Origin of the sequence: Clostridium sp. Marseille-Q5894, assembly GCF_946902305.1 — a bacterium.
GTDB lineage: Bacteria > Bacillota_I > Bacilli_A > Erysipelotrichales > Coprobacillaceae > Thomasclavelia.
In genome coordinates, this window is record NZ_CAMPPT010000004.1 from 1 (window position 1) to 16993 (window position 16993).

Below are 16993 nucleotides of genomic sequence, written 5' to 3' on the forward strand. Positions count from 1 at the left end.
TTGGATCTCTTTTTATTCTTGCCATATTTCATTAACCTCCATATTTTTAATTTTGATAATAAGAAAAGTGTGTAGCAGTAATATAACACATATTACTTACTTACACACTTTATTTTACACTCCCTATTAATAAGTATTATCGTTTTTTCATGTTCACTTTATTATAAACGTTATTTACCTGATTATTTGATGCATAGTATTATAATATTTTTAATCATTATGTTCTTTTGTTTTCCGATTTTATTTAACAAATATAAAAAAAAGCAATCTCTTATTAAAGCTGTTTTTGTATTATTATCTTGTTGTTTATTAATTTCTGGAATAGCAATATTTAATCATAATGATAAATTATCCACAGAAGGTAAATATATTGGCATCGATATTTCAAAATGGAATGAAGAAGTCGATCTTCAGCTAGCTAGTCAAGAAATTGATTATGTAATTATTCGTTGTGGTTATACTTCTTTAACTGATGGCACAAAAACTAAAGAAGATCCTTATTTTAAACAAAACGTTAAACAATGTGAAGAATTATCTATTCCTTATGGCGTTTATTATTATTCGCTCGCTCAAGATGCTATTCAAGCAAAAAAAGAAGCTGATTTTGTAACTTCATTATTAGATAATAAAGTACCTGATTTAGGTGTTTTCATAGATTTAGAGGATGAAGAGTTTCAAGAAGATTTATCTAACGATACTTTAACTACTGTTGCAACCACTTTTTTAGAAAACATTCCTAGTCAAAATAAAAAAGGAATCTATGCAAACCATAACTGGTGGACGACAAAACTTACCGATAAAAAATTAAATGACTATATAAAATGGAAAGCCCGCTACAATAATGATCCTATTATCGAAGATGAATATCAAATCCTCCAATATAGTGAAACAGGTTCTATCAAAGGTATAATTGGTAATGTAGATTTAAATATAACAACTACTAAATACTGGCAATAACATCATAAAAAGAAGAATATATATTAGAATATCGTATCGATCATGCCCAATGAATTATTTAATCAAACAAAAAATAGTTAACAGTGATATTTGAATATGCTTATGATGAAGAATTTGAAACTCTTAAACAAAAATAGATAACATGGAAGTGCATTCTTGATAAAACTCATCTATATTCTTGATGAGTTTTTGTCTATCTAAATATAATAAAAAAAGAGTAAAATGCATAAACATTTCACCCTATCAAGCTTAATTGATTTTAGTAATCTTATATCCTAATTTATCAAATTCATCAATAATCGTTTGAATATGTGCATTACCATTAGTTTCCACAGTAACCCTTAATTCCACTTCAGAAAAACGTGCAAAATTTTTAAACTGGTTATGATCAACAGCAATTACATTTGCATTGCACTGATTTAATACTTTAGACACTAATTCTAACTGTCCCGGTTTATCTTGAAGTTGAACAGAAAAAGTAAAAATTCGACCTCTAGATATTAATCCCTTATTGATCATTGAAGAAATTGTCATTACATCTATATTTCCACCACTAATCAATGAAACAACTTTTTTATTCTTCTCATATAATTTTTTCAATCCTGCTAAAGATAAAATACCAGAACCCTCAGCTACCATCTTATGTTTTTCAACCAGCAAAAGAAAACTATCCATCAACTCATAATCATTTACTGTAATTATTCCATCAACATATTTTTTTATATATTCAAAAGTTTTATTACCAATTGTTTTTACCGCTGTTCCATCAGCTATTGTATTAGCCTCAGCCAAAGTAACAACCCGATCTTCATGAATTGCAGCTAAAGCGCTTGCCGCACCTTCAGGTTCCACACCATAAATTTTAACATTAGGATTAATTTGCTTAGCCGCACAGGCAATCCCAGCAATTAATCCACCACCGCCAATTGGTACTAAAATTACATCAGTATTTGGTAACTCTTCCAAAATCTCTAACGCTATGGTTCCTTGCCCCTCAATAACATCTTCATCATCAAAAGGATGCACAAATGTATATCCTTTACTTTTTTGTAATTCTACCGCTTTAGCATAAGCTTCATCATAGACTTCTCCATGTAAAACAACTTCTGCCCCATGGGCTTTTGTTGCATCCACTTTTATTAATGGTGTATGAGCAGGCATACAAATAGTTGCTTTAACACCTAACATTTTAGCAGCATAAGCTACTCCCTGTGCATGATTTCCAGCCGAAGAAGCAATCAATCCTTTTTTCTTAGCATCATCATCAAGTTTAACAATTTTATTATAAGCTCCTCTTATTTTGAATGCACCAGTTTTTTGGAGATTTTCTGGTTTAATATATACATCATTACCACATTCTGCTGAAAAAGCTTCACTATGAATTAAACGGGTTTCTTCAATTACTTCATCTACTCTTTTTTTGGCAGCTTTAAAATCTTCTAATTTTAACATTTTTTATATCCCCCTTAATTAAATTACATTATAGCATTTCTTATCAAAAAATAAAATAATGTTTAATTCCATTTCTAGCTAATATAAAATATATTTTTTAACTATCGCTAAATCAAGCTTCAAAAAAGCAAACCCTAAAGATTTGCTCTACTTCGCCTTTATTTGGTTACTTGCTTCATCAAAATAAAAACTATTTGCTTCTAAACGCATCATAACTTCATCACGATCAGCATCATTAACTTCTAATAAATGTTCTAGAGACATATCATCATCCCTTAATTTCGTATTCAAAAAACTTACCAGCATATTAATATCATTTGGCAACATTATATCTCACCCTTTCTGTTCAACATTTTTAAACATTCATAAATTCCCTCTTCATCATTAGATAAAGTAATATAATTTGCTCGTTGTTTCACCTCATCAACTGCATTAGCCATAGCTACGCCCATACCTGCAAATTCAATCAAACTCAAATCATTATATCCATCACCAAAACTAATTACCTCTTCTTGTTTAATACCAAGTTGTTCAATTAACATTCGTAAAGAAGCTGCTTTATCAATTCCCTGCGCCATTACTTCAATAAAAAACGGTGCTGAACGATAAATACTTAAAGACTCGCCATATGGCTCCTTAAATTCATCAATAATTCTTTTTGCATGATCAGGTTCTCCAGTCAATAAAACTTTATTTACCGAAAAATCTACAGTCTCTTTAAAACTATCGATATGTTTTATTGGCATATGATTAACTTCACTTTCAATAATAACATATTTATCGTTATCATCTTCTGTCAAAATCAATTCATCAGTATAAGTCATTACTGCCAAATTGTATTTTTTAGCACGATCGTATACTGCATGAGCTGTTTTGGCATCATATACCTTTTGATAAATAGTTTTTTTAGTACGATAATCCACTACTTTAGCTCCATTAAATGATAAAAGATACCCACCTGTTTTGTCCAACTCTAATTCCTTTGCTTCAGCATATAGCCCCGCTGTAGGACGACCTGAAGCTAAAACCAATATTACACCTTGTTTCGCTAATTTTTGTAATATAGCTTTTGTTTTAGGCAAAATCTTTTTATCACTACTTTTTAACGTTCCATCCAAATCCAACGCAATTAATTTATATGTCATCTTTTCTACCTCTCAATATACTCAAAGTTTATTAAAAGATAGATATTTTGTCAAATATATTTAGTAATATATTTGATACTATTATTATAACCTAATTATTACTATTTAAAGCCTTGAATTCTCAATAAATTCTTGTCTATAATATTTCTTAGAAATTATAAAATTGGAGGTATCAATATATGTCGCTCATACAAGCAAAAAAATATTTAAAACAATTTGATCGTGATCAAGATATAATCGAATTTGATGTTTCTAGCGCAACTGTCGAACTTGCAGCTCAAGCCTTAAACTGTATTCCAGGAAGAATCGCTAAAAGCTTATCATTCAAAATTAATGATCAAGCTATTTTGATCGTTACTGCTGGAGACATGAAAATTGATAATCATAAATATAAAGAAACGTTTAAAACTAAAGCTAAAATGCTGTCACGTGATGAAGTCCTACCAATAATTGGTCATGATGTCGGTGGTGTTTGCCCTTTTGGCATCAACCCTAATGTTACTGTTTATTTAGATGAATCTCTCAAGCGATTTAACACCGTTTTTCCCGCCTGTGGCAGTTCCAACAGTGCAATTGAATTAACAATTGAAGATTTACAAAAGTATGTAAATGCTTCATGGATCGATGTTTGTAAAACCATCTAATGATGGTTTTTTATTATTGCATAAAAAAATATTATCGCATTAACTTTTTTTTATTGCATTTAATAAAAAAATATTATATACTAACATCAATTAGTAATAGTAATTAAAAGCAATGATTAGGAGAGTAGTAATTTACAGAACCTACAGCGAGCTGGGAAATGGTGTGAGCCTAGCAGGGGAGTTTATTATGAAGAACACCTATGAGCTGTCTACCGAAAGCATATGCAAGTAGGCTAGAACGTTACCAGTAACGTTACTATTGGCGGGTATCGAGTACTCTATGAAGTATTTTCCGTACCATGTAACTATTAAAACTATTTAGTTATCTGGGTACTCGCGACATTAAGCGAGTTTTTCTATTCTCGCAACTATACAATTTTAAGGGGGAAATATATTATGTGTGGTTTTTTAGTAGTCGGAAATGAAGAATTTAAATTGGAGGTATTTAATGACGCATTAGATCAAGCGGCTTATCGTGGACCCGATCACCAGCATGTTAGTATAAAAGAGGGAATAACATGGGGATTTAATCGATTATCAATTATGGATCTATCTTCAAAAGGAAATCAGCCTTTTGCTTATAAAGACTGTGTACTTGTTTGTAATGGAGAAATTTATAATTACCCTGATTTAAAAATAATGTTAGAGAAAGAATATACTTTTAAATCTGGTAGTGATTGTGAAATCTTAATTCCTTTATATAAAAAATATGGTTTAGAAATCATGTGTAAATTTTTGGATGCTGAATTTGCACTAGTAATCTATGACAATGAGAAAAAAGAAATCATGGCAGCTCGCGATCCAATGGGAATCAGACCAATGTTTTATGGTTACAGCAAAGTTGATGGAAAAATTTGTTTTGCTTCAGAAGCTAAAAGTCTATTTTCATTGTGTGAAGATATCATGCCTTTTCCACCAGGTCACTATTATAAAGAAGGAAAATTTATCTGTTATAACGATTTAAGTGATCCTAAAATCATTAACAATGACGATTTAGATACAATCGCTATAAAATTAAAAACAAAATTAGAAAGTGCCGTTAAAAAAAGATTCATGTCTGATGCACCAATCGGTTATTTATTAAGCGGTGGTCTAGATTCGTCTTTAGTATGTGCGATAGCTTCTAAATTAAATGATAAGCCAATCAGAACTTTTGCTATTGGTATGGAAAGTGATCCTATCGATTTAAAATACGCAAAACAAGTTGCCGATTATTTAGGTACTGAACATACTGAAGTAATCATAACCAAACAAGATCTACTAAATAATTTAAGAGAAGTTATCTTTCATTTAGAAACATATGATATTACAACTATTAGAGCTAGTATGGCGATGTATTTATTATGCAAATACATTCACGAAAACACTGATATCAAAGTAATTATGACAGGTGAAGTTAGTGATGAATTATTTGGTTATAAATATACCGACTTTGCACCAAACCCTCAAGCCTTTCAAGATGAAGCTAAAAAACGAATTAAAGAATTATATATGTATGATGTTTTAAGAGCTGATCGTTGTATTTCTGCTCATGCCTTAGAAGGACGAGTTCCTTTTGCTGATATTGATTTTGTTGATTACGCTATGAGCATTGATCCGGTTAAAAAAATGAATACTTATAATAAAGGAAAATATTTGTTAAGACACGCATTTGAAGGTATGGATTATTTACCTGATGATATCTTATTTAGAGAAAAAGCTGCATTTTCAGATGCGGTAGGACATTCAATGGTTGATTATTTAAAAGAATATGCTGAAAGCTTATACAATGATGATGACCTTGTTATCGCAAAAGAAAAATATTCTTTTGCTACTCCGTTTACAAAAGAATCATTATTATATCGTGATATCTTTGAATCATTTTATCCTGGACAAGCTAAATGGGTAAAAGATTTTTGGATGCCAAATAAAGAATGGGAAAATTGTAATGTTGATGATCCTAGTGCTCGAGTTCTTAAAAACTATGGTGATAGCGGTAAATAAAAACCACGCCTAAAAGACGTGGTTTTCTCTGAGGCTATAAGCCTTTGTTACTTGCTCGCGTCTCAAGGCGCTGCTTTCACTTCGCTCAAGCTATTGCTTTTGACTCTCGCTATCCCTCAAAGGGATTATTTTCATTTTTTTACTTTTTTCTTCTTAACTTCTTGTTTTTTCTTTTCTTCCTCTATTTCCTTATCCTCGAATGGATTTTGGTATTCCTTCACACTCAATTTGTCCATCGCAATATCATGTCGTTCCTGTTCCCTTATATACTTTGCGACTGTTGCATCATTCAATCCTACTGTACTCACATAATATCCTTCTGCCCAGAAATGTCTATTCCCATATTTATATTTTAAATTCGCATGTCTATCGAAAATCATTAATGCTGATTTTCCTTTCAAATATCCCATGAACTTTGATACACTTTCCTTTGGTGGAATCATTACTAACATATGTACATGATCAGACATTAAGTGCCCTTCGATTATTTCCACTCCTTTATATCTGCATAGCGTCCTTAAAATTTCACCTATATCTTTTCTTAGTTGATTATAAATCACTTTTCGTCTATACTTGGGTGTGAAGACGATGTGATATTTACACATCCACTTTGTATGTGCCAATGAATTTGCTTTTTGAGCCATACTTCTATCACCTTTCCTTTCATATATGATAGCTTGAACAACTTTAATATATATCGGAAAGGTGAATATTTGTATAACTTTTTTAGGGTAACCAAATAATTTAGGGGGAAAGCCAAATTATTTGGGGGTCAACTTTAGGGGGCTTAAAAAAAGTCCGCTGAAATTTAGGGGGCACTTTAGGGGGCAACCTAAAAAATGTATAAATAAGTTTAAAGGAACAACCAAAAATTTGACAGTTGTTCCTTTTCTCTTGTCCAGATACTTTTTTATTTTATTTTTTAAATTTATAAACTTCTTTTTTTGATTTTGGAGTAGAGAGAACAGGTTCGTTTTTTCTGTTTGCCCAAATTAATCTGCTACGAGCATATTCAAAGTTTCTTAATCCTCTGGAATTTCTTTTGAAATCCTTTGGTGTTCTATTATAGCCTTCCATAGGTCCATTAGACAGTCTTCTTTCGTTACCATCATTATCAGTGATATAAATAAAAGAATTGATGATTTCCTGTTTATGTTTTTTTAATAGGTCAGAAAATTCTCTAAACATAGCTAATGATGAATGAGAATAGAGAATAATCAGATCATTTAAAAGAACAGCGACTTTGTTTAAATCTTTTTCTTTTGTTTGGTTGAATTCGATATATTTTTCTTTTAGGCGTCTAATATTTATAAGGTTTTTATCCAGCTGAAAAAACATTTTTTCATAGTCATAAGTGTTTAAATAGGCTTTGAGCTTATGATTATATCTTGGTCTGTCCTGATAGTCTATATTCTCTACATTTTGTAATAATAGCCATTTAAAGTTGTTGAGTAAATACACTTCTTTAGAAGTAGGCATGTTTTTAAAATCTATGGGTCTGTTATTCTTTTTGCAGGATTCTTCATAGAGTTTTTTATCTCTTGCCTGAAATTTCTTTTTGATATCATTAATATAGTTGTTGATCTTTGTAAGGATCCAGGCAATAACGTGAAAACTGTCAATAACAGCTATACTATTAGGAAAATAACGTTTTGTATAGTTGATATAGGGATTATACATATCACAGATAAGATATTTGACCTTTTTGCGTTCATCTAATGGTATAGACAAAAAATAAGCATTTGTCGTTTCTTCCCATCTGTTAGGGAGAATATCAACAATTTCTAAAGTATTAAAATCTATAATGACCAATGCATAGCGATGTCTGTAATCTATATCTAAAAATACTTCATCAACAGATAGAGTTTCAGGCAAAGGAAGACGTTTGATATCCAAATATTGAAGAAAAATATAGTGTACAGCAGTATCGGAAATATTATATTTTTTAGCCACATCAGCTGTCGTGATATGAATATTTTTCATCTCGTTAAGGATCATATAAGGGGTTATATTGGAAGACTGTTTGTATTTACTGATAAAGTTAAACTGATCATTGAAGTAAAGATTGCATTGAGGATTGGTACATCTCCATTTTCTTTGAGTAACATAAAGTATCAGCTGATAGCCATCCTGTAAAATTGGATGATTGATTTTTCTGATGTATCTGCCTTTTGAATGCATTCTTGAAGCACAGGCAGGGCAATATTCAACTTTAAGAATTTTTTCAAGATGAATCTCTTTAACATTTCCATCAGTTAAAACTTTGGTAATGATTATATCTTTATCTTCAATGTTTAAAAATTTCATGATATCATTATTCATATAGTTCCTTTCATAGTATCTAGACAATATTCATGATAAAGGAACTAAAAAAACAACAACTAGTATCATTTCTAGCTGTTGTTTTTTTAATAGTTATTTTGTAAGACCATCCCCCTAAAGTTGACCCCCAAAGTAGCCCCCTAAAGTTGTGACCCCTAAATTATTTGAATAGCCCTTTTTTATCGCTCCACCCGCATAGCAGGTGGTTTTTTATTTCGCATACTTCGTATGCTCAACTGACTTAAGTCTATATATTCATACAAGTATGAATATTAAAATAAAATGCTAGTTCATTTTGAACTAGCATTTTTATTATTGATCAATATATTTTCTAACTGTCTTAAAAAAATATCATGAATCTTATCTGTCCTTTTAGCAGGGCCTTTTACTCGCTTGTTCATCCGTCTTTGTTTAGCCGAAACATAACGTCCCATCAATAATTGATCAATATTTTCATTATTAATAACTTTTCCTGAAGGATGAAGCACTTGAGCCCCTTTTAACAAAGCATAACTTGCCAGTCCATAATCCTGACTAATTACTAAATCGCCTTTTTTACAAATATTTATGATTGCCTGATCAACGCTATCTTTACCCACTTCACAAAAACAAACTTTAAAATAATCATCCTGAAGACAATGAGCATAATCAATAAAAACAATCATTTCCACTAAATAACGTTTAGCTAATTTTTTTATTTCTAAAAGATCTGGACAAGCATCACCATCAACTAAAACAGCCATGCTTTACAACCAATCAAAATTGTCATCGCCAAAAAACCACCTATTAAACCTCCGATATGTCCGGCTTTTGATACACGACCATTTAAAAATGTAAAAGCAATATTAATAACAATAATATACATATACGATTTTAATAGCATATAAAAATCACCACCAACAAATATTCCTAATGATATCATCGCACCTAAAAAACCATAAAAAATACCACTAGCTCCTAATGTAATCGTATTATATGAATTAATAAACTTTTTCCCTTGATAATAACAAGCACCACTTGTTGCAATGCAACTAATTAATACTAAATAAAAGTATTGGCCAGATCCTAAAAGCGGTTCAAAAAATCTTCCCCCTAAATAATATATACTATATACATTCATAAATATATGCACAATATCAATATGAACAAAATTAGCAGTAATAAAACGCCAATATTCTTTTTTCACATCAATTCTAGGCATATAAAATGCCCCATACTTGATTGCCAATGATGATTTATCGTCGCTCTTATCAATAAAATTAATAATTATAAATATAATAATACAAATTAAAATAATTAAATTAGTTATCATTTAACGCCCCGCCTTTTCTGATTGAATAACCGCTACTCTTCTGGTCCTTTGAAGTGTATGTCCCTTATCGTTAGTTACCGAATATATAACTTCATATTCTCCAACTTCATTAACGTTAACATTATTTTTTAAAATTTTTATTTTTTCAGTAATATTATTACCACTACCATCCGTAGCCTCTACTCCCTCTAAGGCATTAAAACTACTTCCTTTTAAAATCTCAATATTATCGATTCCTGTTAAAGTTGGATTATTTCCATTTTGTCCGGCTACAATCTTAACCCTTAATGAGGCTGACTGATTACCAGCTTGATCTTCAACAATGATTCTTTCAACATACGATCCTTTTTCAGTAAATATCTTATATGTTTCTTTTTCTTCTCCTTCACCCTTAAAATATGCAGTATACGTTGAATTATCTTCTACTTCCTCAATTAAATCAATTGCATTAACTCTTGTATTTAAAGCTACATTAAAAGTTGATGCTTTTAATGTAACAACAGGTTTTGTAGTATCTACTATTTTTATATAAAAAGGATATTCTACCCCTAAATAAGTTGCAGAAACTTTATAAAGCCCTATTTCATTTTTTAAATCAGAAAAATTCAATACAACCTGTGATAAAATAGCCTCATTTGCATTTATGTAATATTGTGGCGAGGTTTGTATTTCACTACCATATTCATATATGAACGTATCTCTTCTAATAGTTAAAGGTGTGATATTAAAAGCACAAACAACTAATATTATATTAACTAAGGCAAAAAAAGCTAATACAATCATAATTATTCTATTCTTCATACCCTCACCTACTCCCTAAAAATCATTATACCATCTTTATATGAAAATTGCTCTAATTATGCTAATGAATATATTCACGAACTATATTATGCCTTTTTATCATAAAAATCAATTACATTTAAAAATAATTAATATTTTTTAATAACTAGACTATAGAAACATTCCCTATTAAATAATATTGCCATTTATCGATAAAAATTTACTATAAAACATTTATAAAAATAATATAACAATTTTATCTTATATCTCATAATTAATTATCTAAATCAGCAATTATAATGCTCCAAAAAATATATAACTATAACTTCTTTATATTTAGCATTTACACATCTCTATCATTATCCAAATTGTTTATCAATAAATATTTACCTCAACAATTAAGCTTAGATACCCCAAAAAAAAACAGCACAATTCCTTGTGCTGTTAATCTTCTATATGTAAACAAATCAACATATATTAGACTTCTTTTTTCCAAATAAACTTAATCCCGCAAAACTTAAAATCGATAAGCTAGCAAAGATTCCAATTAAACCATTATCTCCAGTAGCTACACTTGCTGTTGTATCACCGGCTTTTACTGGATCACTTGCTTCTAATACAGCCATTGCTTTAGCTAATACTTCTTTAGCAGTATCTACTTCTTCCTGTGTTGCTTCTGGATCAGCTGATGTTGCTTTTGCTTCATTTAACGCTTCCATCATTACTGACCATGTCTTAGCACTGTAATTTGTGGCATTTAATGTCTCAGCTTTATTGATCAATCCTTGTAATAGATCCTTATTTGGAATTAATCTTAAGTCTAAATATGCTCTGATCAATGCTTCATATGCGGCATCTACTGCTTCTTGGGTTGCATCTGAATCATCTAATACGGCCTTAGCAGCTGCCATTGGCTCAACTAATCCCGCTACACTGTTTTCAGTATATAGACTCTTATCTAAACCATCTACCATATCATATGCTTCTTGTAATCTTGTTTTATCAGCTCTTAAGACTAAATTTCCAATTACTTCTGTTAAGTTATTTAACGCTTCATTAACATCACTTTCTAAAGCATTTTCATCATTCATGACATCTCTAGCTGCATCTAAGGCTTCTTTAAATGCTGTCCATGAATCAGTCGTATAATTTTTTTCTTCATATTTTTTGGCTTCATTGATCAAGGCTTCTAAAGCACTCTTATCACCTTTTACAAATTCCAACATATGAATTGCATTAGCCAAACGATAGAAAGCACTGTCAACTGTAGTTTGGTCAGCACCAGTGTCTACTAAAACATCTGTTGCTTCTTGTAAAGCAGCTTCAAATTCAGCTGCTACAGCTGGTACAACATTATCCAATGCCCCTTGAGCTTTTAAGATATTAGCTGTATCTACAGCTATTTGTAATGCTGTTTTATCACTTTCAACTGCTATTAAGACTAAATTATCATACGCAGCTTTTAAGTTTTCTACTGCTAAATCTATTTCTTCCTGACTAGCTTCTGGATTTACTTGAACTCCAATTGCAAGTGTAAGAATTTCACTAAATTGATTCCAACTTTCTAAAGTGAAATCACTTTGATTAAGTTTTTCACATTTTGCAATTAATTCATTTAATTGCGTATAATCTGCCAACTTGACAAATTCTCCAATTTGATATTCTTCTACTTTTTCATCTTTATAATAGTATTCAACGATATCACCTTGTTTAATTACATCATTTTCTGTTAATTCATTTCCATCTCTAATTACAATTACCTTTCCATTTTGAGAGATATCAAATCCTGCTAAAAATTGTTTTACCGTTGTATCTTCATAAACATCTTCAATTATATTATTTTGAATTGTATATATACCACTTCTTAGTTGAGCATATGGTTTATAGAAATTAAATTCTGCCGCTGTTGCCGAAGCATTTGTAGCAATATTATTCCAAATCAATGTTTTAGTAATCACTAATTTTACATATTTTGTTGTAACTGTCTCAAAATTGCAAATACGTTCATTGCCATTTTGTTCATATTCTTCCTGGGCAATCATACGATATTCATTACCATCATCACTTACCCATAATTCAATTCCTAAAATATCTCCATTTCCCGTTGCATTGCTATTATAATTTCGTGGTAAAATACTAAATGAATTAATAGTTTCAGCTTGATCAAATTTAAAGAATACTGTATATGGAGCATTTATATTGGTTTGTGTTGACCAAAAAGTACTCTCATTTCCATCAATAGCATTACTAATTGGATAATTGTTATAATTAGGCTTATCGCATGAAATCGAAATACTTATCTGATCTACTTGCAGTTCATCTACAGAATTATCATTTAAAGAATAATTATTTATAAATTCTTCATATAGCGCTTTTGTATCACCTGTTGCTTCAATACTGTATTCTTTATCACTTCTAGCCCACTGCCAAGCCATTTGATGAGATTCTTCTACTGAAATCTCTTGATAATTACTAATATCCTTACCTTCAATTTTATCTGTTAAACGTTGAATCCAAACTTCCCAGCGCTGCAAATAATAATCTTTTGTTAAACCACCATATTCGCGATTTGCATAATCATATACTCCCCAACAATAATATGGTGCCCAAGTTGAAATAATTGCTTTGCTGTTTAATTGGAAAATCATTTTAGTAAAATCATCTTGTCCTTTTGAAGCATTTTGGGCTGCATTTAACCATGTTCCAACCATAAAATTTTTATTACTATTTAAAACTTGATCTTGAAGTTCTACCATATCTAAGAACTCTTGAGATTTTTCTTTAAATAATTCAATATTCCCATCATTAAACGCTTTCGTAAATTCACTATATTTCTTTTCTGCACTATTAGCTACTGCCTGTCTTAAAAAGTCAGTTACATCATATAAATATCCTTCACTATCTTTTAATTGTTCATAATCTTTCATTAAATAATTCAATGCTTTTTCAAATTTTTTCAAATCATAATTTTTGCTCATACTACCATTTGGCGCTGACTGTTTTGCATTAAATTGTGGTCTTACATTAATTATTGATTCTGGTGGATCAGCATGAGTTGCAGGACGATAAACTGTTTCTAATAATATTTCCCATGCCTTTTGAACATTTTCACTACTGCTACCATATCTACGTTCCACATAATGCTTGATCCATTCATCTAAATCCACATCATTTTCTTCCCACATCATTTCAAAGAATAAATCAAATCTAACTGGATTATTGTTAGTTCCTTCTGGTGCAATTCCCATTCCAACCATATGACTTGTTTTATCTTTTACTTGACTTGGAATTGTTGTTAATTTTTCAAGATTTCCATGCACACCAGAGCGACCACCATAGTTTTCAAGCATACAATATACCCAACTACTTCCTGAAAATTCATTTGTAGATGTATATCTTGCTGATTTACTAGCATTTAAATCTAATAATAAAATGTTATTTTCTTTTTCTTCCGTTGTAATTTCACTTAATAAATCCGATTGAAAACTCCATGATTGAATAACCCAAACTGCGTCATTATCATACGCTTTCATTTCATCTAATACTTTTCTTCCAACAATATTCCGACCTATTCCACCAGTTTGTCCACCTTCATGAAATGGATCAGTTGCATAATAATTAGAAACCTTTCCATACACTTCTTCTTGTGCTTGATAAAACATTTTTGCATATTCTTGGTATGTTTCTGTATTCGTTTTTAACATTGCTGGTCGTTGCATACCATTCCAAAGACCTTGAGCAATTATTTCGACACTTGCATCTTTTTCAGTAATACTATTAGGAACCATACCACTATACCCTTGTAAAATAGGTGTCATTCTGTTAAACTGCAAACTCTCCCCACTTTGCAACTGCAAATTAAAATAATCAGATTTTTATACTTTTTGAATTGTAACCGCAAATTATTTTAACTTGTTATCTGTTAAATAAAAAAAGAATGCAATTATGCATTCTCTTGTTTTTTCATATATCGCTTTTATTCCATATGCTATTTTTAAACTTATTTCAATATCTTCAAATACTTCATATATCGCTTTCATATTCCAATAGACATCTCTTGGATGTGCAAGTTCTACATTTTTTCTAATATCAATAAAATGTATGCACCATTCATTTAATAAATGCTCCATCTGACACCATATTATTTTATCTTTTATTTTTATTGAAAAATCATATACTGGTGTTATTACCAGTCCTTCTATTGTTCCTACACACTTTTCTTCTTGTGAATTTCTATATATAATCCATAATCATTACCCAATCATCAATTCCTTGCTTGCTTTCATTATTAATTCACTATCTATTACATCTTTTTTATAATGCATTCCCAGTATCAGACTCTTGTTTATTAAAAGGTTGAGTATTCTTACAGAAGTATTCATTAATGAATATAGTGTATGATAACATTCTTCTTTGAAAAGATCGCTTCTGCAGTTAACTGATTTGAGTCTTGAGACAACATAGTTTTTGACCTCTTCTTCATTGAAGCCAGTAAATGTATAATTCATATTGATGCGTTGTCTAAATGGTTCAAGTGATTTGAGTCTTAATGTTCTTAAAAATTCATTCTGCCCTACAAATATAAGTGTGCAGTAATCTTTAGAATCATAATCAAAATTCATAAGCATGATGAATTCTCTGAGTACTTCTTTTCTTAAAAACTGTGCCTCATCAACAGCTATGATGACTTCCATCTTGTTTTCTGATGTCAGTCTTTTGAGTTCTTCCTGTATCTGATTGAACATTTGCGATTTCTTCGTTGTTTCTTCCAGACCAAGTGCATCATTAAGCATACGATAAAAATCAATCGCTGTTATAGTTGTCATGCATATATAGATGACGACATAACGATTTGGATTGAGTGATTCAAGTGTCTTTCTTAAACATGTCGTCTTTCCCATTCCTGGACTGCTTAAAAATACACCAATACCCCTTGAACGTATGATAAAATCCAGTCTATTTGTCATCTGATTGAAATCATTCGATGCATAAAGTGTTGAAACTGTTGCATCCTTGGTAAAAGGATTTTTATCCATTCCATAATATGTTGTCATTTCCATCAGTAAATGATCTCCTCTCTTCTTGTTTTTCCATTTTCAACTCTATCTGTTCTCTTTAGGAATACTTTTTTCTTTTGTGATGTATCATAAAGATATGTTCCTTCAAAAGTACGAGGATTATAACGAATAATAACTCGAATCCCTATATAAACAGAAGGAACATCAAATAATACATTCTCTATAAGAACTGTTGAATCTCCATTAACCTTTCTTGTCGTTTCATGAAGAAATACATCATCAAGCCATGAAGAATAATCAGCCGGTGATTTATTGGAAAGTCTTGATACTTCAATATCTCTCATATCATACATATACCTTTCAAATGGTGTATGATTATCGTGTTCATCATCTTTCATGGATGAATGGACCGTTCTGTTGTATTCATTGATCCATTTATTGAGATCATCATTCAATTGATGGAGTGACTGATAATCACTTCCTTTATGTACATCTAAAAATCTCATTTTCATGGTATGAAAAAATCTTTCAATAACAGCTTTTCCCGTTGGAGAATAAGGGGGATTATAGATAATCTTAGTTCCCAATTTTGCTTCTATTTCTTTTGTGCTCTTATTTTTATAGCTGCTTCCATTATCTAAGATAATGACTTTGCTTCTCCCATACCTTAAAACAGCATCATGCCACACTTTTTGAAAGTTGACTGCATTATCATTGAAAAAGAATTCAGCACCAACGATCATCCTTGAATGATTATCAATAATAGCTATCAGATATGTTTTTCGATATTCTCCATTTTTATCAAAAATATAAAATGTATGACATGTATCAGCTTCATATCCATCACATGAATGGGCAAATTCCCAAGCCCTTCTTTCTTTGGTCAGTGTTTTACCCTGTCCGTTTCTTAAACCACTGTTTTTGATATAACGCTGAACCGTATCTACCGAACAGTCTCCTTGATTTAACACACCATCTTCGATCATTTTTTCATAGATCATAACTCCTGTTATTTTAGGATATTCTTTAATGAGATTAGCGATATATTTCTTATGTTCCTCATCAAGTTTCCTGACTCTCCCAAGATCGAGTCTATCTTTAGGCATAAGTCCTTCAAAGCCAAATTTTCTGTAAATATGGAGCCAGTATTTCATTGTCTGTCCAGAAAAGTGGCGTTTTGTACCATCAGGCCATTCAATTTCACTGTTTCCAATGCGCTTGAAATAGGCAGTTATAGAATCATCAGTAAATGTATGTGAAACAACTGGCGCAATCATCGAAAATTTGACCTGTGCTACAAGCTTTCGATACTCATAGCTGTCTGTTTTTTGTATATTCATATTATTTTACCTCCTGATTTGAGTATAGAACAGACAATCA

15 protein-coding genes are annotated in these 16993 nt (G+C 30.8%); 3 read left to right on the forward strand and 12 right to left on the reverse strand.

Annotation, left to right across the window (positions count from 1 at the left end):
- The first annotated feature begins 189 nt into the window (after window positions 1–189).
- Window positions 190–957, forward strand: coding sequence for a glycoside hydrolase family 25 protein (locus OC535_RS07085; protein WP_498823489.1), 768 nt, complete (start codon window positions 190–192; stop codon window positions 955–957).
- A 249-nt stretch (window positions 958–1206) separates the two neighbouring features.
- On the opposite strand, the gene ilvA is transcribed toward OC535_RS07085, so the two are convergent.
- The 3 genes from ilvA to OC535_RS07100 all read right to left on the reverse strand — a co-directional run bounded on the left by ilvA (window position 1207) and on the right by OC535_RS07100 (window position 3554).
- The gene (gene ilvA, locus OC535_RS07090) at window positions 1207–2409 is read right to left on the reverse strand and encodes a threonine ammonia-lyase (protein ID WP_024721921.1); all 1203 of its coding nucleotides are present in this window, start codon (window positions 2407–2409) and stop codon (window positions 1207–1209) included.
- A gap of 147 nt (window positions 2410–2556) precedes the next feature.
- Complete coding sequence (locus OC535_RS07095; protein ID WP_024721920.1) at window positions 2557–2736, reverse strand: DUF4250 domain-containing protein; 180 nt, start codon at window positions 2734–2736, stop codon at window positions 2557–2559.
- Window positions 2736–3554: a Cof-type HAD-IIB family hydrolase gene (locus tag OC535_RS07100; protein ID WP_227052729.1), complete on the reverse strand. Its 819-nt coding sequence runs from the start codon at window positions 3552–3554 to the stop codon at window positions 2736–2738. Before OC535_RS07100 ends, OC535_RS07095 begins: the two co-directional genes overlap by 1 nt.
- 179 nt (window positions 3555–3733) lie before the next feature.
- On the opposite strand from OC535_RS07100, the gene OC535_RS07105 reads away from it, so the two are divergent.
- Together OC535_RS07105 and asnB are read left to right on the forward strand one after the other, a co-directional pair.
- A complete protein-coding gene (locus OC535_RS07105) occupies window positions 3734–4198 on the forward strand; it encodes a YbaK/EbsC family protein (protein WP_024721918.1) in 465 nt (154 codons plus the stop codon).
- A 396-nt stretch (window positions 4199–4594) separates the two neighbouring features.
- A complete protein-coding gene (gene asnB / locus OC535_RS07110; RefSeq protein WP_498823490.1) occupies window positions 4595–6181 on the forward strand; it encodes an asparagine synthase B in 1587 nt (528 codons plus the stop codon).
- Between the two features lie 131 nt (window positions 6182–6312).
- Here the strand turns inward: asnB and tnpA are convergent, their stop codons facing one another.
- From tnpA to OC535_RS07155, 9 genes are all read right to left on the reverse strand, one after another.
- Complete coding sequence (gene tnpA, locus OC535_RS07115) at window positions 6313–6825, reverse strand: IS200/IS605 family transposase (RefSeq protein WP_024722880.1); 513 nt, start codon at window positions 6823–6825, stop codon at window positions 6313–6315.
- Window positions 6826–7096: 271 nt separating this feature from the next.
- Window positions 7097–8503 carry an ISL3 family transposase gene (locus OC535_RS07120; RefSeq protein WP_498823491.1) on the reverse strand — a complete coding sequence of 469 codons (1407 nt, stop codon included), beginning with the start codon at window positions 8501–8503 and terminating at the stop codon, window positions 7097–7099.
- Between the two features lie 290 nt (window positions 8504–8793).
- Entirely contained in the window at window positions 8794–9246 is a 453-nt protein-coding gene (locus tag OC535_RS07125; RefSeq protein ID WP_024721917.1) for a YaiI/YqxD family protein, read from the reverse strand.
- Window positions 9234–9815 carry a rhomboid family intramembrane serine protease gene (locus OC535_RS07130; RefSeq protein WP_227052732.1) on the reverse strand — a complete coding sequence of 194 codons (582 nt, stop codon included), beginning with the start codon at window positions 9813–9815 and terminating at the stop codon, window positions 9234–9236. The genes OC535_RS07125 and OC535_RS07130 overlap by 13 nt, the downstream gene beginning before the upstream one ends.
- A complete protein-coding gene (locus OC535_RS07135; protein ID WP_498823492.1) occupies window positions 9816–10616 on the reverse strand; it encodes an immunoglobulin-like domain-containing protein in 801 nt (266 codons plus the stop codon).
- 446 nt (window positions 10617–11062) lie between these two features.
- Complete coding sequence (locus OC535_RS07140; RefSeq protein ID WP_498823493.1) at window positions 11063–14428, reverse strand: alpha-N-acetylglucosaminidase C-terminal domain-containing protein; 3366 nt, start codon at window positions 14426–14428, stop codon at window positions 11063–11065.
- A 69-nt stretch (window positions 14429–14497) separates the two neighbouring features.
- A complete protein-coding gene (locus OC535_RS07145; RefSeq protein ID WP_494407233.1) occupies window positions 14498–14839 on the reverse strand; it encodes a DUF6618 family protein in 342 nt (113 codons plus the stop codon).
- Window positions 14840–14848: 9 nt separating this feature from the next.
- Window positions 14849–15655, reverse strand: coding sequence for an ExeA family protein (locus OC535_RS07150; protein ID WP_051592760.1), 807 nt, complete (start codon window positions 15653–15655; stop codon window positions 14849–14851).
- Entirely contained in the window at window positions 15655–16953 is a 1299-nt protein-coding gene (locus OC535_RS07155; RefSeq protein WP_027089463.1) for a TnsB C-terminal domain-containing protein, read from the reverse strand. The genes OC535_RS07150 and OC535_RS07155 overlap by 1 nt, the downstream gene beginning before the upstream one ends.
- Between the last annotated feature and the right edge of the window lie 40 nt (window positions 16954–16993).